Origin of the sequence: Kitasatospora sp. NPDC051705 (assembly GCF_044453265.1) — a bacterium.
GTDB lineage: Bacteria > Actinomycetota > Actinomycetes > Streptomycetales > Streptomycetaceae > Kitasatospora.
In genome coordinates this window covers 42,265-67,737 of sequence record NZ_JBITCO010000011.1, presented here as the reverse complement: position 1 = coordinate 67,737, position 25,473 = coordinate 42,265, and the positions used below count along the sequence as shown (strand labels likewise).

Here is a 25,473-nt window from a genome sequence, read left to right as displayed (position 1 = left end):
GGGGGTAGGGGTGGGGCGGACGGGATCCGGCCCGGGGGCGCGGCTCACCGGCCGGTCATGCGATGTCCACCCGGAGGGCGCCGACGACCTCGTCGGCGATCGCGTTGACCTCGGCGGCGCTGGACGCGGCCAGCATCACGAAGCCGAGCCGGGTCGCGTTGTCCAGCGCGCTCTCGACCTCGTCGCCCGGGGCGACGAACCAGGTGCTGCCGATCACCGCGGGAGAGTCCGGCACCTCGCCGATCCGCGTGACGGTGCCGGCGCGGTCGGGGGCCAGGAAGCGGATCGCCGCGGCCCCGGAGCGCTCGCCGACGACGGTGGGCTCCTCGCCCAGCGCGACCTGGACGTAGGCGCGGGCCTCGCTGACGCCGGTGGCGTGGCGGACCAGCTTGAGGATGTGGTCGCCCGGCGGCCGGGCCCCGACCTCGATGACCTTGGCTCCGCCGCCGGGCAGGAGCTTGAGTTCCGCGTGGGCGACGCCGTTGCGGAATCCGAGCGCGACGAGCGCCCGTTCGGCGGCGCCGACGAGGGCGCCGCGGGAGGTCTCGTCGAGGTCGGCCGGTGTGGTGTGTCCGGTCTCGGCGCGGGTGGCACCGGTGGTGGTGAACTTCTCGGTGACGGCGAGGTGGTGGAACCGCCCTTCGAAGACGATCGTCTCGACGCTGAACTCCCGCCCCTCGACGTACTCCTGGATGACCACGGTGGTTTCGAGGGCGATGCGGTGCGGGATCTCGTACGGCTGGCTCCGGGCCAGCCGGAAGGCCTCGGCGAGGCCGTCGGCGGCCGCGACGACGGTGACGCCCACCGATCCGGCGTTCTCCGCGGGCTTCACCACCAGCGGGAAGGCGAGCCCCAGGTCGGCGATGCGGTCGAGCACGGTGTCGAGCGAGTCGACCACCAGGGTGCGGGGTGCGGGCACGCCGCCCGCCTCGAAGGCGAGGCTCATCAGGCGCTTGTTGCGGCAGGCGTCGGCGAGTGCCGGGTCGTTGCCGGGCAGCCCGGCTTCGGCCGCCACCCTGGTCGCGACCGGCGAGAGGAACTCCCAGCCGCAGATGACGCCCGAGACGCCGTTGTCGGCGCAGTAGCCGGCCAGCTGGGCGACGGCCGCGTCCGGCGCCGAGAAGTCCGTCAGCACCACGCCCGCGATCTTCGCCACCAGCTCGGGCCGGTACTTCTCGTAGAGGTCCTCGTGCGTCGCGACGTGGACCTCCGCACCGTGTTCCCGGGCGGCGTCGATGAGGTCCTCACCCGCCACTCCGTTGCCTTCGATCAGCAGCAGCCTCTTCATGGTCGGCCTTCCTTCGGGGTTCGGGCGGGGAGCGGGGGGACGCGCGGGTCGAGGCCGATCAGGGCCGCCGGCACCAGCAGGTTGAGGGCCACCAGGCACACCCAGGGCCACACCGGCCCGCGGGCCATCAGGGTGGAGAACAGGACGGGAGCCGTGGCTCCGCCGAGGCTCCAGGACGACTGGATCAGGGCCAGGTACCGCCCGCGGAGCCGCTCCGGCGCCACGGCCACGGCGGCGTCCGCCATGAGCGGGGACTGCAGCATCTCCGCCAGCGTGTAGACCAGGACGGCCAGCAGGAGGCCGGGCAGCACCGCCCCTTCGGGCGCGGCGACCAGGGCGCCGCAGACGCCGAACGCCAGGGCGTACAGCAGCGCGGCGCAGCCGATCACCCGGGTCCGCGCGAAGCGCTCGGCCCATCCCGTCACGGCGGTCTGCAGCACGGTGATGCCGACGGTGTTGCAGGTCAGCAGCAGACCCGCCGTCCAGGCGGACTGGTGCAGCGCCTCGACGAGGAAGACGGCGAGGAGCACGTTCAGGACCAGCGCGGCGAGCACGAAGACCAGGTTGACCGCCACCAGGCGCAGGAAGCGCCCGTCCCGGAGGACCGTCAGGTAGCCGCCCGTCGCGGCCGGCTCGCAGACCGGCTCGCTGACCGGGTCGGTGACCGGCTCGGCCGGCCGCTCGCCCCGCGGGGGCCGCCAGGTGGCGATGAGGGCCGCCGAGGCCAGGAAGCTGGCGATGTTCGCCACCACCAGCCACCGTACGGAGCCGACCCCGCCGAGCCCGACGGCGAAGGCCGACACGGCTCCGCCCAGGCCGATCCCCGCGTTGCGCAGCGCCCGGACCAGGCCGAACCAGCGGGTGCGCTCGCCCGGTCCGGCCGCCAGTGCGACGAGCGAACCGCTGCAGGTCCAGTAGGTGTTGATGCCGGTCTGGACGACGAGGCCGGCCGCGACGACCTGCCAGAACGAGTGCGCGGCCAGGCACCCGGCGAAGCCGAGCGCCGAGACGCAGTTCCCGAGCACCGCCACGCGGCGCGGGTCGAAGGTGTCCACCAGCGTGCCGACCAGGGCCGGCACCGGGAGGGCGAGGACGTGCGTCAGGGTCAGCGCCAGGCCCACCCGGCCCAGGGGGAGGCCGGTCCGGTCCAGGAAGTAGAGCACCTCGAAGGCCAGGAACAGCCCGTTCCCCGTGCTGTCCGCGGCCGCGGCGGCGAGCAGCCGGCCGTGCCCGGCGATCGACGGCAGGCCCCAGCGGCCCGGGCGGCCGGCGGCGGCCCCGGCGGCGGGGGCGCCCCCGGCGGTTCGGGTCAACGCGGCGTCCCGTCGCCGAGCCAGGTGACGCCGGTGCCGTTCTCCCGCGGCAGGACGGGGCGCCCGAGCTCCACCCGGACGCCCCGGGCGACGTCACGGTCCAGCAGGAGCGCGCCGTCCAGGTCGACGTGGTCGAGCAGGGGCAGCAGTTGGGCGATGGCGGAGATGCCGACGGTCGATTCGACCATGCAGCCGGCCATGACCGTGAGGCCGCACTCGCGCGCCTTCGCGATCATCCGGCGGGCGGGCGTCAGTCCGCCGCACTTGGTCAGCTTGATGTTCACCCCGTGGAAGGCCCCGGCGCAGCGCTCGACGTCGTCCTCGGTGAGGCAGCTCTCGTCCGCGATCACCGGGAGTTCGGACTCCCGGTGGACCCGGCGCTGGTCCTCCCACCGGCCGACCGGGAGCGGCTGTTCGATGAACTCCACTCCCAGAGGGCCGAGTTGTGCCGCGTTCCGGATGGCCTGGTCGGCTGTCCAACCGGTGTTGGCGTCGACCCGGAAGACCGCGTCGGAGTGGCGGCGCAGGGCTCGGACCACCTCGATGTCGTCGGGCGTCCCGAGCTTGATCTTGTAGATCGGCCAGCCGGAGAACTCCTCCATCTTGGCGATCATGCGCTCGACGGTGTCGATGCCTATCGAGTAGTCGCTGGTCGGGAGCCGGTCCGCGGTCAGTCCCCAGAGGCGCCAGACCGGCTCGCCGAGGCGCTTGCCCCACAGGTCGTGGGCGGCCTGGTCCAGGGCGCAGAGCGAGAAGCTGTTGCCGAGCAGCTTCGACATCCGGTCCCAGAAGTCCGCCGGATCGTCGATCCGGTCCGCCTCGATCACCCGCCGGGCCCGCTCCAGCGGCTCCCGCACCTCGGCCAGCGACAACCCGAAGAAGGTGAAGCCGGCGGCCTCCCCGAAGCCGCGGTGCTCGCCGTCCCGCAGTTCGACGATCAGGCTCTGCTGCACGGCGACGGTGGCGTGCACGGTGCCGAACGGATGCCGCAGCGGCAGGTCCACCTCGTGCAGTACCAGTTCCATTGCTCCTCCTTGTCGTTGCCCGGACGGGCCGCCCACGCGGGCGGCCCGTCCGTCGATGCGCCGGTCCGTCGGTCCGTCAGGTGGAGCGGACGGTCGCCGCGATCCAGGACCGCAGCTCGGCCTCCTCCTCCGGCGAGTCCGCCGTGAAGATCACGTGGCCCAGCCGGCAGCGGAGGTCGCGGGCCGGGGGGACGGGGGTACCGGGCTGGTAGTACGTCCGCAGTTCGACCACCCGGGGGTGCCGTTCCACCTCCTCCAGGCCGTCGGCCCGGTGGAAGACCTCCAGGCCGGGCTCGGTGAGGAAGTGCACCCCGGCGTAGCGCGCGACGGGCTGCCCGGTGGCGTCGGCCGGCTCCCGGTCGAGGCCGGCGTGCGCGGCGACGACGATGTGCCGCATCGACACGCCGGTGGCGAGGTGGATGAGTTCGGCGATCCGGTCGCCGGCGAGCCGGGCGCCGACCTCGATCAGGACGGGCCCGTCCGCGGTGATCCGCACCTCGGCGTGGAAGAGGCCCAGGTTGATGCCGAGGGCGGTGACGGCGTCCGCCGTGTAGGCGACGACCGCGGCCCGGGCGGCGGGCGCGAGGTCCGCCTGGACGACGTGGCCGAGTTCGACGAAGTACGGTTCCGCGCCGAGCAGTTTACGGGTCACCGAGACGACGGTGACCTCGCCGCGGTGGACGTACCCCTCGACCGAGTACTCCGGCCCGTCGAGGTACTCCTCCAGCAGGGCCCGGCCGTCCTCCGGCTGGTCGAAGACGTACTGGGCGTCCTCGGCGATCGCCCGGTAGGCGGCGCGCAGCTGCTCGTCGTCGTCGACCCGGCTGACCTGGATGCTGCCGGATCCGGCGGCCGGCTTGAGGACGCAGGGGTAGCCCACCGCGGCGGCCGCGCCCGCGAGTTCGGCGGCGTCGGACACCGGCGCGTAGCGCGGGATGCGCAGTCCGGCCTTCTCCAGGATCGCCCGCATCCTGGTCTTGTCCCGGACGGCCTCCGCGGTGTCCAGCGGAAGGCCGGGCAGGCCGAGCAGGTGGGCGATCCGGGCGGCCGCGTCGGTGTAGAACTCCGAGCCGGAGATGACGCCGCTCAGCGGCGACCGCGCGTGCTCCCGGGCGGCGGCCTCGGCGAGCGCCTCGGGGTCGTTGGTGTCCACGGCGACGAGCAGGTCGACGTCCTGGCGGGCCGCCTCGGGGACCACCCGGTCACCGGCGTCGTGCGAGAACACCAGGGTGGCGAGGCCGAGTTCGCGGGCGGTGGCGAGCAGGGTCAGCCCGGAGGACATCGGTTCGAGCACCAGCAGCCGCCCCGCGGGGGCGGGCTCGGGCCGTGCGTGGGCGTCGTGCATGGGGTGGTCCTCCGGCTGGTCGGTGCGGGGCATCAGGGCGATGAGCTGTCGCAGGCTCATCAGGCGGCTCGGGCGGGCGGTTCGGCGGGGGCCAGCGGGGACTCGCTGATGCCGTGCAGCACGTGCCGGATCGCTCCGGCGAGGGTCAGCTCGCGCTTCTCCATCCGGCTCTCGTGGGCGTCGTCGATGTGCGTCTGCCGGTGCCAGAAGGCCAGGTGCCAGGCGTGGTCGGCGGGGACGACGTGGTGCAGGTCGTGCGCCGGCAGGTCGGAGGCGAGGACGCCGAAGCGGGCCGGGGTCTGGACGAGGGCCGTGCGGAGCAGCCAGCGCCCCCACTGGCCGAGCCGCCGCAGGGCGGGCGCGTCGCGTTCGGGCAGCGGCTCCAGGCAGAACCGGCCCCAGGTGCGGGCCACGTAGTCGGCGCGGCTGGCGGGCGGCCCGTCGAAGGCCAGGTAGGGGTGCTCGGAGATGGTCTGGAACAGCGCCGACCAGTGGAACAGCACGAACCACGGGATGACGAACGCGGCGGTGAACTCGGCCCCGTCCATCAGGACGCCGAGGGCGACCAGCAGGGCGACCCAGACCGTCGAGGCGATCCGCCTGGTCCAGGTGGCGGTGACGAAGTTCGTCCGGACGCGGTAGAGCAGCGAGGGCAGGTGGAGCCGGGGCGACAGCGGCATCCAGCGCAGCCGCGCGCGCATCTCCTCGACCGGGGTGCCGGGGCGGAAACCCATGTAGACGAGGTAGCCGGCGTCGGGGTCGGTGAGCGTGGTGAAGACCTTGCGGCTGTGGTGCTTGCGGACGTGGTCCTCGAAGATGTCCTCGTAGTTGGAGGTCAGCGCGACGGCGCTGGAGACCACCTGGACCACCTTGTCCACGTGCCGGTTGCCCGAGACCTCCTTGTGCACCGCGTGGTGGCTCCAGGTGATCTGGAGCTTGCGCACGGCGTTGACGGTCGTCAGCCAGGTGAGCGGCAGCACGGCGAGGGAGGCCCAGCCGAGCAGCCGCACCGCGTACGCGCTGCCGAGGACGGCGAGGGCCAGCTGGAGGAGCGTCAGGAACCAGTTGACGATCGGCGGGGTGACCCACCACGGCGGCCGCTGCCCGGCCGCGGCCTTGCCGGAGAACAGCGTGATGAGCTGCTGGGTCCAGCCGGGGAACCGCTCCGCGTAGTCCTGGCGGATCTGCTCCATGGAGGCCGAGACGGTGCGGGGGGACGGGGACTGCGGCGGCATGGCGCTCCTCCTTTCTCTCGGGCGGTGGTGGTCGGGGTCCGTCGGCGCGGTCATGCGGGGCCGAGTTCGACGGTCAGGGCCCGCTCGGCCTCGTCCAGGCTCTTCACGACGGCCTCCGGGGTGGCGCCCTCGGCGATCACGTAGCCCAGCCGGTCGTAGGCGTTGCGCGGCGGGCGGACGGCCCGCCCGGGGGCGGCGGTGAGCACGATCCGGCGGACGCCGGGGACGCGCTCGCCCTCCGCGACGCCGCCGATCCCGGTGAGGACGCCCTCGCGGTCCGCGGCCAGGAACCGGATGCCGGCGAAGCCCTCCCGCTCGCCGGCGAGTTCGACGGGCCGGCCGCAGGCGGCGCGCAGCTGCTGCTCCAGCAGGTCGACGCCGGTGGCGAGCCGGATCAGTTCGGGGATCATGCCGCCGGCCAGCCGGGCGTTGACCTCGACGATCAGCGGACCGCGGGCGGAGAGCCGCACCTCCGTGTGGGTGGCACCGAGTTCGACGCCCAGCGCGGTCAGCGCGGTGCCGACCGTCCCGCGCAGCGCCGCCGCGTCCGCGTCGGCGAGCGGGGCCGGGAAGAGGTGCCGGCGCTCGACGAAGTACGGCCCGTCCGAGACGGTCTTGGCGGTGATGCCGACGCAGACCTGCCGGCCGCCCTCGCCGAACATCTCGACGCTGTACTCGGGCCCCTCGACGAACTCCTCCAGCAGGGCGGTGCGCGCGGTGGGCAGGCCCCGCACGTTCAGCTCCACGGAGAGCACGTGCTCGACGTGGGCCAGGACCTGCTCCCGGGTGTGGCAGAGCAGGACGTCGTTGGAGCCGGAGTCGTCGGCCGGCTTGACCACGCAGGGCAGCCCGACCCGCTCCACCGCCGCGTCGGCCTGCGCCACCGTCCGGACGGCCGCGAACCGCGGCTGGTCCACGCCGGCGGCGTCCAGCAGCTCGCGCACCCGGGCCTTGTTCCGGGTGTCGGCCATCGCCTGGACGGGGTTGCCCGGCAGCCCCAGCCAGTCGGCCAGCCGGGCGACCACGGGGACGTAGAAGTCGCTGGTGGTGGTGATCCCCGCGAGCTCCTGGCGGGCGAACCGCTCGCCGATCACCTCGCGCAGGGCGCGCTCGGTCGAGGTGTCGCACACCACGATCTCGCAGCCGCTCTCCTCGGCCCCGGCGTAGCGCTCCGGGGTGTCCGTCAGCAGGACGGGTTCCAGGCCGAGCCGGCGGGTCAGGTCGAGGGCGAGCACGCCGGTGCCCGAGGTGTTCGCCTCGACGAAGAGCAGCCGGCGCGGGGGCCGGACCGCGCCGTGCTGCGCGGCGTAGGACCAGGTGGCGACCTCGGCGCCGGCGGCGACCTCGGCCGGGGTGTCCGCGGCGGGCATCGCGCCGAGTGCGTGCCGCTCCCAGTACCCGTCGTCGTAGACGTTGTCCGCGTAGCGGTCCCCGCGGTCGGGGAAGATGCCGACGATCCGGGCGCCCGGGGCGGCGCGGCGGGCGACGTCCTTGAGCACCCGGTACACCGAGCCGGCCGTGTTCCCGGCGAACAGCCCCTGTTCCAGGGCGAGTTCACGGGTCGACTGGAAGGCCTCGCGGTCGTTGAGCCAGTGCACCTCGTCGATCAGGGTGCGGTCCAGGTTCGCCGGGACGAGGCTGTTGCCCAGCCCGCCCTGGAGCCGGGTCGGGCGGTCCGGCTGGTCGAAGAGCACGCTGCCCACGCAGTCCACGCCGACGACCCGCAGGTCCGGGAGCGCGCGGCGGAGCATCCGGGCCGTCCCGGACAGCGATCCCCCGCTGCCGACGGCGGCCACCAGGACGTCGATGTGGCCGAGGTCGGCCAGCAGTTCGTCGGCGAGCGCGCGGTAGGCGGCGGGATTGTCCGGGTTGCTGTACTGGCGCGGCCAGAAGGCGCCCGGGAGGTCGCGGATCAGCTCGGCGAGCCGTTCCAGCCGGGCGCTCTGCCAGCCCGCGCCGCTCATCGCCTCCACGACGTGCACCCGGCACCCCAGGCCGCGGAGCTTGGCGAGGGTGATCGGGTCGATCCGCGGGTCGGTGACGATGTGCACGGGGTGGCCCAGGTGCGCGCCGACCAGGGCGAGGCCGAGGGCCATCGTGCCGGAGGAGCTCTCGATGATGGGCGCCCCCTCGGCCAGCGCGCCGGTGCGGCGGGCCTCCAGGACGGCCTGCCGGGCGACCCGGTCCTTCATCCCGTAGAGGTTCTGCAGCTCCAGCTTCCCGTAGACCTCGACCGGGGCGGCCGGGTCCAAGGCGAGTCTGACCAGCGGGGTGTGTCCGATGGCGTCGACGACGCTCTCGTAACGCATGATCACATCCGGTTCGGAGAGGGGTGGGCGGAGAGAGGTGGGCGGCGAGGGGGCCGCCGCAGCGGGGTGGCCGGTGGGGCCGCACGGCGGCCGCGGGGCCTCAGCGGCCCGGACCGCGCCAGGAGCGGTAGAGCGTGGTGTGGCCGGCCAGCGCGGCCGCCCGCGTCCGCAGTTCGGCGACCTTGCGCGCGCACTCGGGGTCGGACTCGGCGACCAGCACCCCGAGGGCGGTGCCGCTGTGCGCGACGGCCACCCCGAGGGCGTCGAACTCCTCGGAGAGGCCGATCATCCGGTGCAGCAGCCGCTTGGGCTGGAGGTGCTCGTTCAGCAGCGCACTGCGGGTGGCGACCCGTCCGACGGTGGGCAGGTCGTCGGTGCGGACGGCCTCCGAGACGCGTTCCAGCAGCTCGTCGTACTCCAGCCGGTGGGCGCGGGTGAAGGGCTTGGGCCGCCGGTTGAACCCGAGGGTGTCGATCGCGCCGCCCTCCTCGACCCCGACGATCACCATCGGGGAGAGCGGTCCGAGGAGCTCCCGCAGCCGCACCTGCCGGTGGTAGAAGGAGACCACCCCGTCGTACATCACTCCGTCGGTCGGTTCGATCCGGCGCAGGAAGTCCTCGATCACGGCGGGGCCGACCGGCACCCCGAGGGCCTCCCCCACCGCGCGGGCGGTGGCGACCAGGTCGGCGGAGGAACTGGCCAGGCCCCGGCCCTCGGGGAGTCCGCCGCTCAGCCGCAGCCGCCCGCCGCCGGCGAACCCGTACGCGTCCAGCATCAGCCGCACCAGCCGCGCGGCGCGGTGCTTGTGCGGCGGGTGCACGGTGACGGTGCCGGCACCGGGTTCGGCGGTGAAGGTCGCGGTCGCCCCGGCGTCGATCGGCAGGGTCACCAGGAAGTCGAGCCGCTCCTCGGCCGTGACGCCCTGGAGCAGTTCGCCGAAGGTGCCCGGGGCGCTGCCCGTGCCGTGCAGGACGGCCGCCGTCGCGGTACCGGCGGCCGCGTCGGCACGGGTCACGCGGGGCTCCCCGGAGCGGAGAGGCCCAGCAGCTCGTCGATGCGGGCCAGCCCCGCGTCGACCCGCGCGCGGTGCCCGGTCCAGGCCCCGGCGAGCCGCTCGTACTCGGTGTGCTGCTCGGCGAGCAGGGCCCGGACGGATTCGGGGTTCGCCGACCCGGCGGTGGTCTTGCGGTACAGCTCGCCGGCACCGTCGAAGGCCGCGGCCAGCAGCTCCGCCGGAGCCCGCAGGGTGACGCCCTGTTCGCCGGCCGCCGCGCTCAGCAGGTCCGGGGAGGTCTGCCGGGGGCGCAGTCCGGCGGCGTGCGCGGCCAGCACGTACCGGCCGGCGATGACCTGGGCCCGGCGCCACGGCACCGACTCCCGCAGGGTGAGCTCGTTGGCGAGGGTGAGGCCGCCGAGGAACTCCCGCTCGGCCGCCTCGCGCATCCGCTCCTCGGCGAAGCCCATCCGCTCGACCACGACGGTGAACAGCCGCAGCGTGGTGCCGAGGGTCGCGAACATCGGCCGCAGGTTGGCGCCCGCCTCCTTCGACACCTCGACCATGTTGCTGAACGGGGTGGCCCGCTGGGCCAGCAGCATGTCGAAGTAGTAGGCGCTCAGGTGCGCCGACTTGCCCCGGATGCGTTCCAGGATCGGGTAGTTCTTCTTCTGCGGCATCGCCGAGGAGATGCCGGACAGCTCGTCGGGCAGCTCGATGAAACCGTACGGGCCGCTGCCCCAGTCCATCAGGTCACTGGTGAAGCGGCTCAGCGCGGAGCCGAACAGGGAGACCTCGGCGGCCAGTTCCAGCACCCAGGCGCGGGAGGCCACCCCGGCCAGCGCGTGCCGGCCGGGGGCCGCGAATCCGAGCAGCTCGGCCATCAGGGCACGGTCCCAGTCCAGTTCCTGACCGGTCATGGCGCCGGAGCCGAGCGGGCTGAGGTTGATCCCGTCGTAGGTCGCCAGCAGCCTCCGCAGGGTGTGCTGGACCTGCTCGGAGACGGCCGCGAAGTAGAACCCCGGGGTCATGGTCTGGGCGGCCTGGAGGTGGGTCTGGCCGACCATCGGCAGGTCGGTGCCGCGCTCGGCCAACCGGTGGACGGCCAGGCCGAAGTCCAGCAGGGCGGCGGCGGCGTCGAGGAGCAGCCCGCGGCCGAACAGCAGCTGGGCGGTGGCCTGGAGGTCGTTGCGGCTGCGGTCGACGTGCCAGGCGGTGACGGGGTGGCCGAGGCCGCGCTCGACGTGCTGTTCGAGGGCGAAGGCGAGGTCCGACATGTTGCCGGCCGGGTCGGCCGCGATCCCGTCGCGGGTCAGCCCGTGAAGGACGCGGCCGATCTCGGCGGCCTCGGCGGGCGAGACCAGGCCCATGCGGCGGTACTCCAGCGCGAGGACCTTCTCCACCGCCGCGTACCAGGGCAGCAGGTGCTCCGCCTCGTAGGTGAACTGCGGTTCCAGGACCTCCTCGTGGAGGAGTGCGCTGGGCGTGCTCCGGATTCTGCCGGTCAGTCGGGCGGCGGCCGGGCCGGGCTCGGGTTCGTGGGGGGCACTCATGCTGGCTCCGGTGGGTCGGGGGTGCCGGGGGCGGGGAGGGGCGGGGGGGGGGCCCCCGGGGGGGCGGGGGCCCCCCCCCGGGGGGGCCCCCGCGGGGGGGGGGGGCGGCGGGGGGGGGGGGGGCCCCCCCCCCCCCCCCCCCCCCGGGGGGCGCGGGGGGGGGGGGGGGGGGGGGGGGGGGGGGGGGGGGGGGGGGGCCCGGGGGGCCGGGGGCCCCCCCACCGCGGGGATCAGCCGGAGTGCGAGGGGGAGCCGAGGTCGTCGAGGACGACCCCGGCCAGCAGCTCCGGCCGGGTGGTGTTGAGGTAGTGCCCGCCGTCGGGGCTGACGACCGTGCGGCTCGCCGGGACGAACAGCTCCCAGTTGGCCAGGGCCGTCGCGTGGTCCGCCATCAGCAGGTCGTCCTCGGCGAACACCACGGTGGCCGGGCACTGCAGGGCGGCCCGCCCGGTGTCGCCGAGCGCGAGGTGGAAGCCGTGCGTGGCCTCGACCGTGTCGTAGCGGAACGCCCGTGCCAGGTCGGCACGTTCGGCCGCGGACAGCGCGTGGACCTCCTCCAGGCCGGTGTTGTCGGCCATCCAGTCCATGATCTGCTGCTCGTTCATGTGCACCACCTCGTTGGCGGCGTGGTCGGCCGGGTCCACCGACCGGAGCAGCTTGGCCACGATCAGCAGGCGGCGCACGTCCCGGCCCCGCCGCTCGAGCGTGCGGACCAGGTGCAGGCCCAGCGAGGAGCCGGCGCAGTGGCCGAGCACCAGCACCGGACGGTCGCCGGCCTCCCGCACCACCTCGTCGGCGAGCTGCTCGGCGAGCACGTCCACCGCGACCATCGGGCGGTCGTCGGCCAGGGTGCGGCCCGGGAGCTCGGCCCCCAGGACCCGGACGGTCGCGCCGGCGTCGGCGAGCTGCCGGGCCAGCGGGACGTAGCTGACCGCGCCGCCGCCCGCGAAGGGGATGCAGACCAGGACGGCCTCGGCCGTCTCCAGCCGTGCGCCGGAGGAGGCGGTGAGGTCGACCAGCAGGTCGCGGCGGGCGCCGTCGCGCTCGCCGAAGGCCGCGGCGATCAGCCGGGCCGTGGGCCGCACCAGCAGGTCGCGCAGGGCGATCCGGCCCTGCGAGGTCGCCGCGACCTTCATCGCGGCGATCGAGTGGCCGCCGATCTCGAAGAAGTTGTCGGTGACGCCGACCTCGACCGGCGGCACCCCGAGCACCGAGGCGAACAGGTCACGGACGAACTCCTCGTCCGCGGTGGCCGGCGGCTCCCGGTGGGTGTCGGCGTCCAGGCCGATCGGCCGGGCCGCCAGCACCTTGCGGTCGATCTTGCCGTTGGAGTTGAGCGGGAAGGCCTCCAGCCGGACCAGGATCTCCGGGTGCATGTAGTCCGGGATCAGCTCGGCGAGCCGGCGCTTGAACTCGGTGCGGTCCGGCTCGGCGGCGCCGGTGTAGAAGGTCACCAGCCGCTTCTCGCCGGCCACGTCGCGCGCCAGCGTCACCGCGGTCTCCACGCCGGGCAGCCGGTCCAGCGCACCGTCCACCTCGGACAGCTCGATCCGGTAGCCGCGGATCTTGACCTGGCCGTCCCGGCGGCCGGCGCAGTCGAGCAGGCCGTCGGGCAGCCAGCGGCCGATGTCGCCGGTGCGGTAGAGCAGTTCGGAGCGGTCGTCGAGGGTGTTCGGCGCGAAGGCGGCCGCGGTCCGCTCGGCGTCGTTGATGTAGCCGAGGCCCACGCCTGCGCCGGTCACGCAGATCTCGCCGTAGCTGCCGATCGGGCGCGGCCGCCCGTCGGAACCGACCACGTGGAGGCTGGTGTTGATGATCGGGCGGCCGATCGACACCCGGCTGACGTCCTGGCCCTCCGTCATGAAGAAGTGCGTGACGTCGTCGGAGCACTCGGTGGGCCCGTAGGCGTTGACCGCCGGGATGTCGTAGGTCGCGAACCAGCGCCGGGTGAGGGCCGGCGGCAGCGCCTCACCGTTGATGATGTTGTAGCGCAGCTCGGGCAGCGGGCGCGGCCGCTGCTCGACCTCGGTGAGCAGCGCGTCGGTGTAGGAGGGCACCGTCTCCAGGATGGTGATGCCGTCGTCGACCAGCGCGGTGAGGAACGCCGGCAGGTCCACCACGGTGTCGTGGTCGTAGATGACGGTCCGTCCGCCGGCCAGCCAGGCCACCAGCAGCTGCCAGACCGAGATGTCGAAGCACTGGGTGCTGATCTGGGCGACGGCGTCGGCCTCGGTCAGCTTCAGGTCGACGACCTTGGACAGCAGGTGGTTGAGCATCCCGGAGTGGCGCACGGTGGCGCCCTTCGGCTCGCCGGTGGACCCGGAGGTGAAGATGATGTACGCGGTGTCCGCCGGCGCGGGGCGCGCGGGCGGCTCGACCTGCGCGGCGTCGGCCGCGCCCGGGTCGTCGAGGACCAGGACGGACAGTCCGGGGACCCGCTCGCGCAGCGCGCCGCCGACCGGCTCCGCGTCCGCCGCCTCGGCCACCAGGTGGCGGCAGTCGCTGCGGCGCAGCACGGAGGCGATCCGGTCCACCGGGAAGGCCCGGTCCTGCGGCAGGTAGACGGCGCCGATCTTCAGCAGGGCGAGCATGGTGAGCGCCCAGCGGACGCCGCGCGGCAGCACGGTGGTGACCACGTCGCCGGGGGTGACGCCGGCCGCCAGCAGCTGCGCCGCGTAGCGGTCGGAGGCCCGGTCGAGGGCCGCGTAGGAGAGCCGCTCGTCGCCGTGGACCAGCGCGACGGCCTCCGGCGTGCGGCGCACCTGCTCGGCGAGGAGGTCCAGGAAGGTGCCCTCCGGCAGCGGGTGCGCGGGGCCGGCGGACATCGCCTGGAGCGCGGCCCGCTCCCGCTCGCCGATCAGCGTGCCCGCGGACCGGTCGGCCGACGGGTCCTCGGCCAGCGCCTGCAGGGCCCGCAGGTAGTAGCCGCCGACCCGCTCGGTCTGCGCCTCGGAGTAGACGTTGCGGTGGAAGTGCAGGCTGAGCATCACCTCGTCGCTGACGGCGTCCTGCGAGAACTCGGCCCGCAGCGGGAACTCGCTCTGCACGTTGACGATCGAACGGACCAGCTCGAAGCCGTCCCGCTCGGCCAGGCTCTTCAGCACGTGGAAGTGGGTGAAGTTGAAGACCGTCTCGAACAGGGTGTCCCGGCTGCCGACGGCCCGCTTGATCTCCGCCATCGGGAAGCGCCGGTGCGGCAGCAGCTGCGCCTCCGCGGCGTACACCGCGCGGACCGTGTCCTCCCAGCTGCGGCCCAGGTCGCGGACCCGGAACGGCAGGGAGTTGAGGAAGAGCCCGGCGATGTCCTGGCCGCCCTCGACCTCCGGGCGGCCGGAGTGCTCGTAGCCGGTGACGACGTCCGTGGTGTCGGCGACGAAGCCGAGCACGGCGACGTGGGCGGCCAGCAGGACGGCCTTGACCGGCACCTGGAGCTTGCGGGCGGTCGCGAGGATGCCCGCCGACAGGCCGGCGGGGAAGAGCACGTCGTGGATGCCGACGCCGGCGAACTCCGGGTCGGGATCGGTGTCGGGGACGACCCGGGTGCTCTCCGCGCCGTCCATGACGTCGAGCCAGAAGGCGCGCTGCGAGGCGGAGGCGACGGCGGCGCGCTCCAGCTCCACGTACTGCCGGTGGGACATGGCGAGCCCGGCGCCGCCGTGCGGTTCCTCGCCGTCCAGGACGGAGAAGTAGGCGGAGAACACGTCGCGGTGGATCGTGTTGACGCTCCAGCCGTCCAGGGCCGCGTCGTGGTAGCTCAGCGAGTACTGGTACTCGTCGTCGGCGAGCAGGTGCAGGTAGACCCGGACGAGGTCGGTGCTGCCGTACCGGAAGCCGCCGCGCAGCTCCAGCTCGGCGAACTGGCGCAGGTCCTCCTCCTGCTCCTGCGGCGACCGGCCGCGCAGGTCGAACACCCGCAGCGGGGAGGGCGCGCTCCCGTGCACCAGCTGGAGCGGCTCGCTGAAGCCCTTGAGGTGGAAGGAGGTGCGCAGCAGGGCGTGCCGGCGCACGACCGAGTCGACCGCCCGCTCGAACAGTTCCGGGTCGACGGTGCCGTGGATGCGGTAGCTGAGGATGTCGTGGTACATGCCCTCGGTGCCGCCGCGCAGGGCCTCGTAGATGAGGCCGATCTGCAGCTGGGACATCGGGTAGGCGTCGACGAGGCCGGTCGGCAGCTGCGCCCGGTCCTCCTCGCCGATCAGGGCGAACGGCTCGGTGGAGACCTCGGCCGCCGGTGCGGCCGGGCCCTGCTCGCGTTCGGCGAGGTACCCGGCGAGCCCGGCGATGGTCGGGTGGCCGAACAGCTCCTGGAAGCTGAAGTCGAGGCCGGCGGCGCGGGCGCGGGCCAGCACGGTGATGAACTTGATCGAGTCGCCGCCGAGCGAGAAGAAGTTGTCGTCCGCGCCGATCGGCTCGACGCCGAGCACCGCGGCCCAGATCGCGGCCAGCTGCTCCTCGACGGGGCCGCTCGGGGCCCGGTGGGCGGCGGTGGCCGCCGGGGCCTCCTGGAGCGGCAGCGGCAGGCCCGACACGTCGCGCTTGCCGTTGTGGTTGGTCGGGATGGCGGGGACCTCGACGTAGTGCTGCGGGACCATGTAGGAGGGCAGTTCGCCCTCCAGGGCCGCGCGCAGGGCGGTCTCCCGGTAGCCCTCGCCGGCGACCAGGTAGGCGACCAGCATGCTGTCGCCGGACTCGCCGGGCCGGGCCACGACGGCGCACTGGCGCACGCCGGCGACCTGCTGCGCGACGTGCTCGATCTCGCCGAGCTCGATCCGGTAGCCGCGGATCTTGACCTGGGTGTCCAGTCGGCCCAGGTACTCGACGGTGCCGTCCGGCAGCCAGCGCGCCAGGTCGCCGGTGCGGTAGCGGCGTTCGCCGTCCTCGCCGGTGACGAAGCGCTCCGCGGTCAGCTCCGGCGCGTGCAGGTAGCCGCGGGCCAGGCCGGTGCCGGCGATGCAGAGCTCGCCCGGGGTGCCGATCGGGGCGAGCGCGCCGGAGCGGGTCCGCACGCTGAGCCGGATGTTGCTGATGGGCCGGCCGATCGGCACCGACCGGGTGACGTCCACCGCGGTGCACGGCTGGTGGGTGACGTCGACGGCGGCCTCGGTCGGGCCGTACAGGTTGACCAGCTCGCGGGCGTCGCCGAGGAGCTCCCCGAACAGCCGCACCTGGTCGACGGCGAGGGCCTCGCCGCTGGCGAAGACCCGGCGGATCGAGCCGAGCCGCTCGCGCTCGCCGGTGGCCTCGACGAAGCCGAGGAAGGCGTGCAGCATCGACGGCACGAAGTGCAGCGTGGTGGCGCGGCTCTGCTCGATCCGGGCGATGATCCGCTCCGGGTCGCGCTCGTCACCGTTCGGCAGGGTGGCGACGGCGGCGCCGGCGATCGACCACCAGAAGATCTCCCAGACGGACACGTCGAAGGTGAACGGCGTCTTGTGCAGGATCACGTCGTCGGCGCCGAGCGGGTAGGCGCTCTGCATCCACCAGAGCCGGTTGACGATGGCCCGGTGCTCGATCATCACGCCCTTGGGGCGGCCGGTGGAGCCGGAGGTGTAGATGACGTACGCGAGGTCGTCGGGGCCGGTGACCGGCGCCAGGTCGCCGGCGGGCTGGGCGGCGACGGCCGGGTCGTCGAGCAGCAGCACCCGGTGGCCGTCGGCGACGGCGGCGGTGCCGGCGGTGCCGGCGGTGCCGGCGGTGGCCACCACCAGGCGGGCGCGGCTGTGGTCGAGCAGGTACTCGATCCGGTTTCGCGGCAGGGTCGGGTCGATCGGCAGGTAGGCGCCGCCGGCCTTGAGCACGCCGTAGATGGCCACCAGCAGGTCGGCGGAGCGGGGCACGCAGACGGCGACCGGCTCGCCGGGGGTGACGCCGGCCTCGCGCAGGGTGCGGGCCAGCCGGTTCGCGGCGGCGTTCAGCTCGCCGTAGGTGGTGCCGTCGTCGACGACGGCGACCCGGTCCGGCTCGGCTGCGGCCCGCTCCTCCAGGAAGCCGTGCAGCAGGCGCTCCTGCGGGAAGGGCGCCGCCGTGTCGTTGAAGGCGCCGGTGAGCAGGGCCGCCTCCTGGTCGTCGGGGCCGAGCAGCGGGGCGAGGGCCGCCGCCGGGTCCGCGACCAGGGTGTCCAGCAGCCGGGCGAGGGTGGTCGTCAGCCGCTCGGCGGTGGCGGCGGTGAACAGGCCGGCGTCGTACTCCAGTTCGATCCTGGTGTCGTCGCCCGCGAGGTGCAGGTCGAACAGGAGGGGGCACCCGGCGGCCCGGGCGTCCTCGGCGCTCAGCGCGCCGTCCACGGAGAGCATCAGGTCGCCGGGCCGGACGCCGAGCCGGTCGAGCAGGGCGCGGACCGGCACGTCCAGGTGGGCCGAGACCTCCAGGCAGGCGGCCCGGACGGCGGTCAGCAGCTCGCGGCCGGACTCCTGCCCGGTGAGCTCGACGGTGACCGGGACGGCCCGGTCGGTGCCGCGCGGCGCGGGGACGAAGAGGGTGACCGCGGCCAGGTCGGCGGCGCGCGCCGCCAGCAGGGCGAGCGCCGTCGCGCCGACGACGGTGGTCAGGAAGGAGTCGCCGTTGGAGATCCGGCGGACGGCCGGCGCGGTCCCCGCGGCCAGCGCCGCGCTGACCCGGGCGGCGGGCTCCTGCTGGCGGACGTGGTCGCGGGTGACCACCGTGGGCTCGGCCCAGTAGGGCTTGCGGGTGTCCCAGAACTGCGCCTGCGCCGGATGGGCGTTGAGGGCTTGCTGGAGCTGGAGCGTGCTGATCGTCGAGGTTCCGCTAGCGGTTTGAGACATGGCGAGGCCACCCCCGGTGCGTGTGAGTCGGATCGTGGACGGACCGATCGGCCGGCGGCCGCCCCCTGGGCGGACCGGCGGGTCCGGTGTGTGCGTGTGGACGGCGGCCGGGGTGGGCCCGGCCGCCGTGGGCCTGCCTGGGAGGCGTGGGCCTGCCTAGGAGGCGGTGTCGGCCGGGGCCTCGGCCGGGTCGGGCGCGGCGCGCCGCTCCGGGACCGCCGCGGCGGCCTCCCCCTCCGCCGGCACGGGCGTGGCGGCCACGCGTTCGCGGCTCTCCAGGAACGCGGCCAGCGCGGTGCCCGCCAGCGTGCCCACGAACAGGCCGCTCTGGTAGGGCAGGTGGTGCAGCAGCAGGGCCCCCACGCCGGCGACCAGGCCGACGGCCAGGGCGCGCCGCGAGGTGAAGGTGGAGACGACCAGTCCGATGTAGGTGGCGTAGACGGCGAAGTCGAGCCCCCACTCGCCCAGCCCCGACAGGCTGGCCCCGAAGACCCAGCCGCAGAGCGTGCTGAGCGCCCAGGCGGCGTAGATCACGGCCGAACCGCTCAGGACGTACCAGCGCCGGTTGTCCTCCTCGGGCGCCGGCTCGCCGAAGCGCTTGGCGGCCAGCGCGTACACGGCGTCGGTCATCCCCCAGGCGATCCCGAACCGCCACCAGAAGCCCATCGGCCGGACGTACGGCGCCAGCGCGGCCGAGTAGAAGACGTGCCGCAGGTTGATGAGCAGCACGGTCACCACGGTCAGCGGCCAGGCCGCCCCGGCGGTGATCATGCCGAGGCTGACGATCTGGGCGGAGCCCGCGTTGATCAGCAGGCTCATCAGCATGGCCTTGCCGAGCCCGAGGCCGCGCTCCTGGGCGAGCGCGCCGAACAGCAGCCCGAACGGCACCGCGCCGAGCACGACCGGGACGACCGACAGGACACCCTGCGCGGCCTCCGCGCCACGGCTGTGTCGGGGCAACATCAATCCAACCTCTTTCCTGGGCAGGGGCGGGCGGCGCTCAGAGCGCGAACTTGGTGAGCACGTATCCGGCCATGGCGACCAGGAACACGAGGAAGAAGGCGTCCCGCTTGACGGCACCCATCGCGAAGCCGCACACGGCCCCGCCCACGTACGGCGCGAGGGTCCGCAGGTCGCCGCCGCCGTCACCGGGCAGCAGCACCGAGGGCACGATGATCGCCATCAGCACCGCGGGCATGACGTACGGCAGGGTGCTGCGGATCCGCGCGGGCAGGTGCTCCGGCCCGATCGGCCCGAACAGCGCGTAGCGGACCGCGAAGGTCACCGCCCCGCACAGGATGATCGTCAGTGTGGTCATCGGTCCCGTCCCAGGTCAGAAGGAGAAGTCGGCGGCCTCGACGGGCCCGCCGGGCTCGTCCTCGGGCTCCGGCAGGACCCTGCCCCCCGGAGCGCGGTCCAGCTCGTGCAGGGTCTCGACGACGCGGTCCAGCAGGAAGTCCGCGGAGGCCCGCTCGAACAGCGCGGTCGAGTACTCCAGCTCCAGCGCGTACCCGGACGGCTTCCGGAAGGCCTGCAGGTTGAGGTCGAACCGGCAGGTGCCCACGTGCGGGAGCGTCAGGGTGATCCGCCGGCCGTCCTTGCGGAAGCTGTGGAAGTCGATGTCCTGCAGGGCGAAGAAGGCGTCGAACAGCGCGTTGCGGCTCAGGTCCCGGGGCACGTCGAGCCGCTGGACCAGCGAGGCGAACGGGTACTCCTGGTGGTCGAGGGCGTCGCGGTGCTCCGCGCCGAGCGCCGCCAGCAGCTCCCCGAGGTCCGCCTCCGGCCGCAGCCTGGCCCGCAGCACCACGGTGTTGACGAACATCCCCACCACGGTCTCGAGGTCGGGGTGCGGGCGGCCGCCCATCGGGCTGCCGACGGTGACGTCCGACTGGCCGCAGAGCCGGGCCAGCGTCGCCGTCCAGGCGGTCAGCAGCACCACGAAGGGGGTCGAGCCCTCCCGGTCCGCGATCGCCCGGACCAGCTCGGCGTCCGCCGGGGACAGCTCGCGGACCGCGACGTCACCGGCCGTGCCCCGCAGGGCCGGCCGCGGCCGGTCGGTGGGCAGGGCGAGGGCGGGCGCGGGCTCGGCGAACTTCGCCAGCCAGTACCGCTCGGAGCGCTCCTGCTCCGCACCCGTCAGCCGGCCGTCCGCCCACTCGGCGGCGGCCGCGTAGCCGACCGGCGCCGTCCGGGGCTCCTGACCGGCGTAGTACTCGAACAGCTCGTCGACGAAGACGCGCAGCGAGATGCCGTCGAAGACGATGTGGTGGAAGTCCAGGTGCAGGACGTCCCCGCCGGGCCCCCGGCGGACCAGCACGGCGCGCATCAGCGGAGCCGCCGCCAGGTCGAACGGGGCGAGGGCGAGCGGGCGCCCGTCCCGCGGTCCGTCGTCGGCCTCCAGCACCCGCAGCTCGACGGACGCCACCCGGTCGACCACCCGGCGCACCTCGCCGTCCGTGGTGACGAAGCGCGTCCGCAGCGCGTCGTGCCGGGCGGTCATCGCCGCGAGGGCCGCGCGCAGCCGCTCCGGGTCGAGGGGGCCGCTCACCTCCAGACGCACCGGGATGTTGTAGACGAGGCTGTTCGGGTCCATCTGCCAGAGCGCGAACAGCGCCCGCTGCTGCGGGTGCAGGACACCGCTGCCGGTCGGCTCCGGGACGGGTGCCAGCGGGGCGGTCGGCGCGGTCTCGACGGCCTTGGCCATCGCGCCGAGGGTGCGCGCCGCGAAGAGCTCGCCGAACCCGAGGGCGGCGCCGGCGTCGCGGGCGAGCCGGCCGATCAGCACCCCGGCGGTGATGGAGCTGCCGCCGAGCAGGAAGAAGTCGTCGTCCAGCCCCAGGCCCTCGGCGTCCACGTGCAGGACGTCGGCCCACAGGGCGGCCAGCCGCAGCTCCGCCGGGGTGGCCGGCGCCCCGCCGGCACCGCGGCGCGGGGCGGGCTCGGGCAGCCGGGCCCGGTCCACCTTGCCGTTGGCGTTCAGCGGCAGCCGGTCCACCGGGACCAGCACGTCGGGGCACATGTAGGCGGGCAGCCGGCGCCGGAGCTCCGCCAGGACGTCCTCGACGGTCAGGCCCGCTCCGAGCACCGCGTGGGTGACCAGCTGCTTGACGCCGCCGGGCCCGCCGCGCGCGTGGGTGTGGCTGTCGACCGTGCCGGGGATCTCCAGCAGGGCGTTGTCGATCTCGCCGAGCTCGATCCGGTGACCGCGGATCTTCACCTGGTTGTCGGCCCGGCCGTGGAAGGCGAGCAGCCCGTCCGCGTCGCTGCTGACCAGGTCGCCCGTCCGGTAGTGGCGCACGCCGTCGACCAGGACGAACTTCTCGGCCGTCAGGGCCGGGTTGTTCAGGTAGCCGCGGGCCAGGCCCGCCCCGCTGGTGTACAGCTCGCCGATCCCGCCGACCGGGACGGGCCGCTGCTCGGCGTCGAGCACCGCGACGGAGGTGCCGCGGATCGGCCGGCCGATCGGGACGGCGGACTCGTGGCGCCGCTCGATCGGGAAGATCGTGGTGAAGGTGGTGTTCTCGGTCGGGCCGTAGCCGTTGAGCACCCGCAGGCCGGGGCAGGCCTCGCGGACGGTGTTGACGTGCCGGCAGGACAGCACGTCCCCACCGACGATGAGGGTGCGCAGCCCCGCGAAGAGGCTGACGTCCTCGTCGGCCAGCTGGTTGAACAGCGGCGAGGTCAGCCAGAGCACGGTGACGTCGGCGGTGTGCAGCGCCCGCTTCAGCAGGGCCGGGGTGAGCAGCGTCTCCTGGTCGACGAGGTGCAGGGTGGCGCCGTTGAGCAGCGCCCCCCAGATCTCGAAGGTCGCGGCGTCGAACTCCAGGGCGCCGGTCTGCAGGAAGCGCTCGTCGGCGGAGAAGTCGAAGTAGTCGGCGTCCCGGACGAGTCGGACCACGCCCGCGTGCTCGACCATCACGCCCTTGGGGCGGCCGGTGCTGCCGGAGGTGTACATCACGTACGCCAGCGGCGAGGCGGGGGCCTCGTCGGCCGGCCCCGCGGCCAGGGCCGGGCGCGGCGGCAGGTGCGGCTCCGCGGCGAGCAGGGCGCCGAGTTCGAGCAGCTCGACGCCGGCCGGCACGGCGTCGGCGACGGCGTCCTTCAGTCCGCTTCCGCACAGCACCAGCGGCGAGCGCGAGTCGTCCAGGATGCCGGCGATGCGTTCGGCCGGGTAGGCGGGGCTGACCGGCAGGTAGGCGGCGCCGGCGAGCACCGTGCCGAGGATGGCGACGACGGCCTCGGCGGAGCGGTGGAACGCCAGCGTGACGAGCGTTTCGTCGCGCGCGCCGAGCGCGGTGAGCCGCTCGGCGACGGCGGCGGCGCGCTCGTGCAGCTGACGGTACGTCAGGCGCTCGTCCCCGTGCACCAGGGCGAGGGCGTCCGGCGTGCGCCGGGCCTGGGCCGCGAAGAGGTCGTCGAGCCGGGCGGTGGTGGGCTGGGTGTGGGACATGGTCGCTTTCCTGATCAGCTTCTTATCCGCGGGCGAGCTCGACGGCCGGGGTGATCGGCTCCTCGAACGGGTCGAACCGGCCGATGTCGCCGAAGTGCTCCCGGACCCAGTGGTCACTGTAGACGGTGTCGAGATAACGCTCCCCGAAATCCGGGGAAATCGCCACGGCGCAGGCCCCGGGGCGCTCCTCGCGCAATCTCCGGAAAGCCCCGGAAACCACCGTGCCGGTCGATCCGCCGAAAAGGAATCCGCGCCCGGCGAGATATCTGCACGTACGAATGGTGTCTATTTCCTCGACCAGCACGATCTCGTCGACCACGCTTTCGTCGACGATGTCCGGGCGGTGGCTGGACCCGAGCCCGGGAATGAGCCGCCGGCCGGACGGGCCGCCGAAGGTGATGGATCCGACGGCGTCCACGGCCACCACCTTGGCCGGGTGGCCGATCTCCTTCAGGAATCGCCCGCAGCCGGTCAGCGTGCCGGTCGTCCCGGCGCCGACGAAGAGGAATTCGAGATCGGGGAAGCTCCGGACGATCGACGGCGCGGTGGCCTGGTAGTGGGCCCGCCAGTTGCCCTCGTTGGCGTACTGGTTCAGCCAGAGCAGCGACGGGTCGGCCGCGCACGCCTCCTTGACGTGGCGGATCCGGCTCCCGAGGAACCCGCCGTTCTCGTCGGGCTCCGAGATGACCACCACCTCGGCGCCCAGGGACTCCATGAGGAGGATGTTCCGCTCGTTGCAGCGCACGTCCGTGACGCACACGAACCGGTAGCCGCTGTGCGCGGCGATCGACGCCAGGGCGATCCCGAGGCTCCCCGACGACGACTCGATGATCGTCGACCCCGGGTGGAGGCGCCCCGCCTCCTCGGCCGCCCGCACCATTCCGGCGGCGGCCTTGACCTTGACGGATCCGGCGAAGTTGAAGCCCTCGCACTTCAGCGAGAGGGCCTGCCCGAGCATCGGAGAGAGGTCGACGAAGACCTGGTCGAAGACGACGTCGTGCGGCGCCCCGACCCTGATCGTTTCACTAGGCCCATGCGAAGCCATGCGGCTAATTCCTCCCCAAAATCGGCCGCCGCGACATCCGTGGACGGTGGTCCCGTGATGGGTCGCAGAATGTGTTTCCTGTTGGAATACCGGCGCAACGCCTGAACGCATCCTTCCGCATGTGATGACGGTTGATCAAGGTGAGCTTTGTCCGGTTTGCGCCGTACATGCCGACTGATCCGTACATGCAAACTGTCGCGACTCGCGTAGAGTGACGGGCATCACAGCTGAATTTGAGATGGCCGGCGGACGGCTCAACGAATTGTTGACCAAATCCCCGACCGGGCCTTTCGCGACCCGCGGAAGTGATTCGGAACGGACTGCCACGGAAAACCGGCCGACCGGAATTTAGCACTCCGGGATCCGCCCCGCCCGCTGCCGCACGGCACGCCGCACCCCGGCACACCGCCCGCCGCCGGGGACCGGCCGGCGGGCGGGGCCCGCGCCGTTAGGCTGCCGGGCATGAGCCGGAACACGACGCCTGCGGCGACCCCAGCGGACCTCGTCATCCTCGACACCGCGGAGGTGGCCGAACGGGCCGGGGCGGACGGCGAGTTCGCGGCCGGCGCGCACCGGATCCTGGCGGAGCTGGTGGCGGCGGGCGCCGCGCTGGGGTGGCTGGAGCCGCCGTCGGCGGCGGAGGTCGCGGACCTGGTCGAGGAGGTGCTGACCCGCTCCCGGGCCGGGGACGGCGCCCTGCGGGCGGCCTACCTGGGCGGGCGGCCGGCCGGATTCGGCTACTGGCTGCGCCACCGGCGCCCGACCCACCGCCCGCACGCGGACCTGGAGAAGCTCGCGGTCTCCTCCGCCGCCCAGGGGCGCGGCATCGGGCGGGCGCTCACCGCGGCGCTGATCGCGGACGCACGGGCGGCCGGCATCGAGGTGCTCACCCTGGACGCCCGCGGCGACAACGCCGACGCCCTGCACCTCTACGCCTCCCTCGGCTTCACCGAGTACGGGCGGCTGCGGGACTACGTCGCCGTCGGCGAACGCCGCTACGACAAGGTGTTCGCCATGCTGGACCTGCGCCGGAGTTGACCGGCCGTCAGGCGGCGACGCCCCTCCCCCCGCACCGGCCGGGGCGCCGTCAGGCCTCCGCCACCGCGGCCTCGGCGAGCGCGTCCAGCACCGGCCGGATCAGCGGGTGGCCGTCGGCCCCGGCCCGGACGGCCGCGAACACCCGGCGGGTGGCGAGCTCGCTGTCCACCCGCCGGACGGCGACCTGCCCGAGCTCGACGCCGCGCAGCGCCGAGCTCGGCACCAGGGCGACCCCGGCACCGGCCGAGGCGAGGGCGACCACGGCCCGGAAGTCGTCGGAGGAGTGCACCAGGCGCGGCTGGAACCCGGCGTGCTCGCAGGCCAGCAGCACCACGTCGTGGCACGGGTTGCCCGGGTAGGGCCCGATCCACGGTTCGTCGGCGAGGGCGGCGACGGCGAGCGCGCCCTCCTCGGCCGCCAGCGGGTGGCCGAGCGGCAGCACCGCCTCGAACGGCTCGGCGTACAGCGGGACGCGGGTGAGCCGGGCGTCGTCGGCCCGCGGGGCGCCCCGGTACTCGACGGCCACGGCGAGGTCGGCCCGGCCGTCCAGGACCATCGGCAGGCTGGCGTCGCCCTCCGCGTCCAGCACCTTGAGCCGGACGCCGGGCGCCCGCCCGGCCAGCAGGCCGATCGCCGGGGCGAGGACGAGCGCGATGCCGGTGGCGAAGGAGGCCACGGTGACCTCTCCGGAGACGCCCGCGCTGTAGGCGGCGAGGTCGGCCTCGGCGCGCTCCAGCTGGGCGAGCACCACGTCGGCGTGGCCGAGCAGGATCTCCCCGGCGGCGGTCAGCCGCACCCCTCGGCCCTCGCGGGCGAGCAGGTGGTGGCCGGTCTCCTGTTCCAGGGCGGCCAGCTGCTGGGAGACCGCGGACGGGGTCAGGTAGAGGGCGGCCGCCGCGGCGGTCACGGTGCGGTGGTCCGCCACGGCCCGCAGGGTCCGCAGCCGTCTTGCGTCGATCACAGGCCAATTCTGCCAGCGTGCGGGGGCCGTCCGGGCGGGTGCGGGCGCGGGCGGCGGCCCGGGTGGTGCCCGGACGCCACCGGCGGTACGACCCCTGGCGTATTTCCGGACGAGATCCCTTCGCCCGGTTGACCG

At 74.1% G+C, this 25,473-nt stretch carries 15 protein-coding genes; 1 reads left to right on the top strand and 14 read right to left on the bottom strand.

Annotation, left to right across the window (positions count from 1 at the left end; genetic code table 11):
* Positions 1-55: 55 nt before the first annotated feature.
* The 13 genes from ACIA8Q_RS16485 to sbnA all read right to left on the bottom strand — a co-directional run bounded on the left by ACIA8Q_RS16485 (position 56) and on the right by sbnA (position 23,339).
* Positions 56-1,288: an ATP-grasp domain-containing protein gene (locus tag ACIA8Q_RS16485; protein ID WP_360210248.1), complete on the bottom strand. Its 1,233-nt coding sequence runs from the start codon at positions 1,286-1,288 to the stop codon at positions 56-58.
* The gene (locus ACIA8Q_RS16480; RefSeq protein WP_360210246.1) at positions 1,285-2,601 is read right to left on the bottom strand and encodes an MFS transporter; all 1,317 of its coding nucleotides are present in this window, start codon (positions 2,599-2,601) and stop codon (positions 1,285-1,287) included. Before ACIA8Q_RS16480 ends, ACIA8Q_RS16485 begins: the two co-directional genes overlap by 4 nt.
* On the bottom strand, positions 2,598-3,626 hold the full coding sequence (locus tag ACIA8Q_RS16475; RefSeq protein ID WP_360210244.1) for a dipeptide epimerase: 1,029 nt from the start codon (positions 3,624-3,626) through the stop codon (positions 2,598-2,600). Before ACIA8Q_RS16475 ends, ACIA8Q_RS16480 begins: the two co-directional genes overlap by 4 nt.
* Positions 3,627-3,702: 76 nt before the next feature.
* Entirely contained in the window at positions 3,703-5,031 is a 1,329-nt protein-coding gene (locus tag ACIA8Q_RS16470) for an ATP-grasp domain-containing protein (RefSeq protein ID WP_387905408.1), read from the bottom strand.
* Complete coding sequence (locus tag ACIA8Q_RS16465) at positions 5,031-6,206, bottom strand: hypothetical protein (protein ID WP_396317349.1); 1,176 nt, start codon at positions 6,204-6,206, stop codon at positions 5,031-5,033. The genes ACIA8Q_RS16470 and ACIA8Q_RS16465 overlap by 1 nt, the downstream gene beginning before the upstream one ends.
* Before the next feature lie 50 nt (positions 6,207-6,256).
* Positions 6,257-8,515 carry a pyridoxal-phosphate dependent enzyme gene (locus tag ACIA8Q_RS16460; protein ID WP_360210238.1) on the bottom strand — a complete coding sequence of 753 codons (2,259 nt, stop codon included), beginning with the start codon at positions 8,513-8,515 and terminating at the stop codon, positions 6,257-6,259.
* Positions 8,516-8,615: 100 nt separating this feature from the next.
* The gene (locus ACIA8Q_RS16455; RefSeq protein ID WP_360210236.1) at positions 8,616-9,530 is read right to left on the bottom strand and encodes a kinase; all 915 of its coding nucleotides are present in this window, start codon (positions 9,528-9,530) and stop codon (positions 8,616-8,618) included.
* Complete coding sequence (locus ACIA8Q_RS16450) at positions 9,527-11,062, bottom strand: lyase family protein (protein ID WP_360210234.1); 1,536 nt, start codon at positions 11,060-11,062, stop codon at positions 9,527-9,529. The genes ACIA8Q_RS16455 and ACIA8Q_RS16450 overlap by 4 nt, the downstream gene beginning before the upstream one ends.
* Positions 11,063-11,292: 230 nt before the next feature.
* Positions 11,293-17,844, bottom strand: a complete 6,552-nt coding sequence (locus ACIA8Q_RS16445) for an amino acid adenylation domain-containing protein (protein ID WP_396317348.1) — start codon at positions 17,842-17,844, stop codon at positions 11,293-11,295.
* Positions 17,845-18,000: 156 nt separating this feature from the next.
* Complete coding sequence (locus tag ACIA8Q_RS16440) at positions 18,001-18,807, bottom strand: AzlC family ABC transporter permease (protein WP_360210230.1); 807 nt, start codon at positions 18,805-18,807, stop codon at positions 18,001-18,003.
* 37 nt (positions 18,808-18,844) lie between these two features.
* Positions 18,845-19,162 (bottom strand): AzlD domain-containing protein, encoded by a 318-nt coding sequence (locus tag ACIA8Q_RS16435; protein ID WP_360210228.1) that lies wholly within the window; start codon positions 19,160-19,162, stop codon positions 18,845-18,847.
* A 15-nt stretch (positions 19,163-19,177) separates the two neighbouring features.
* On the bottom strand, positions 19,178-22,294 hold the full coding sequence (locus ACIA8Q_RS16430) for an amino acid adenylation domain-containing protein (protein ID WP_396317347.1): 3,117 nt from the start codon (positions 22,292-22,294) through the stop codon (positions 19,178-19,180).
* Between the two features lie 22 nt (positions 22,295-22,316).
* Entirely contained in the window at positions 22,317-23,339 is a 1,023-nt protein-coding gene (gene sbnA, locus ACIA8Q_RS16425) for a 2,3-diaminopropionate biosynthesis protein SbnA (protein WP_360210224.1), read from the bottom strand.
* Between the two features lie 462 nt (positions 23,340-23,801).
* On the opposite strand from sbnA, the gene ACIA8Q_RS16420 reads away from it, so the two are divergent.
* Positions 23,802-24,377 (top strand): N-acetyltransferase, encoded by a 576-nt coding sequence (locus tag ACIA8Q_RS16420; protein ID WP_360210222.1) that lies wholly within the window; start codon positions 23,802-23,804, stop codon positions 24,375-24,377.
* A 49-nt stretch (positions 24,378-24,426) separates the two neighbouring features.
* Here the strand turns inward: ACIA8Q_RS16420 and ACIA8Q_RS16415 are convergent, their stop codons facing one another.
* On the bottom strand, positions 24,427-25,338 hold the full coding sequence (locus ACIA8Q_RS16415; protein WP_360210220.1) for a LysR family transcriptional regulator: 912 nt from the start codon (positions 25,336-25,338) through the stop codon (positions 24,427-24,429).
* Between the last annotated feature and the right edge of the window lie 135 nt (positions 25,339-25,473).

Coding starts and splice junctions, on each gene's coding strand:
- ACIA8Q_RS16485 (WP_360210248.1), bottom strand. CDS start 1,288: ATGAAGAGGCTGCTGCTGATCGAAGGCAACGGAGTGGCGGGTGAGGAC.
- ACIA8Q_RS16475 (WP_360210244.1), bottom strand. CDS start 3,626: ATGGAACTGGTACTGCACGAGGTGGACCTGCCGCTGCGGCATCCGTTC.
- ACIA8Q_RS16470 (WP_387905408.1), bottom strand. CDS start 5,031: ATGAGCCTGCGACAGCTCATCGCCCTGATGCCCCGCACCGACCAGCCG.
- ACIA8Q_RS16465 (WP_396317349.1), bottom strand. CDS start 6,206: ATGCCGCCGCAGTCCCCGTCCCCCCGCACCGTCTCGGCCTCCATGGAG.
- ACIA8Q_RS16460 (WP_360210238.1), bottom strand. CDS start 8,515: ATGCGTTACGAGAGCGTCGTCGACGCCATCGGACACACCCCGCTGGTC.
- ACIA8Q_RS16450 (WP_360210234.1), bottom strand. CDS start 11,062: ATGAGTGCCCCCCACGAACCCGAGCCCGGCCCGGCCGCCGCCCGACTG.
- ACIA8Q_RS16445 (WP_396317348.1), bottom strand. CDS start 17,844: ATGTCTCAAACCGCTAGCGGAACCTCGACGATCAGCACGCTCCAGCTC.
- ACIA8Q_RS16440 (WP_360210230.1), bottom strand. CDS start 18,807: ATGTTGCCCCGACACAGCCGTGGCGCGGAGGCCGCGCAGGGTGTCCTG.
- ACIA8Q_RS16435 (WP_360210228.1), bottom strand. CDS start 19,162: ATGACCACACTGACGATCATCCTGTGCGGGGCGGTGACCTTCGCGGTC.
- ACIA8Q_RS16430 (WP_396317347.1), bottom strand. CDS start 22,294: ATGTCCCACACCCAGCCCACCACCGCCCGGCTCGACGACCTCTTCGCG.
- sbnA (WP_360210224.1), bottom strand. CDS start 23,339: ATGGCTTCGCATGGGCCTAGTGAAACGATCAGGGTCGGGGCGCCGCAC.
- ACIA8Q_RS16420 (WP_360210222.1), top strand. CDS start 23,802: ATGAGCCGGAACACGACGCCTGCGGCGACCCCAGCGGACCTCGTCATC.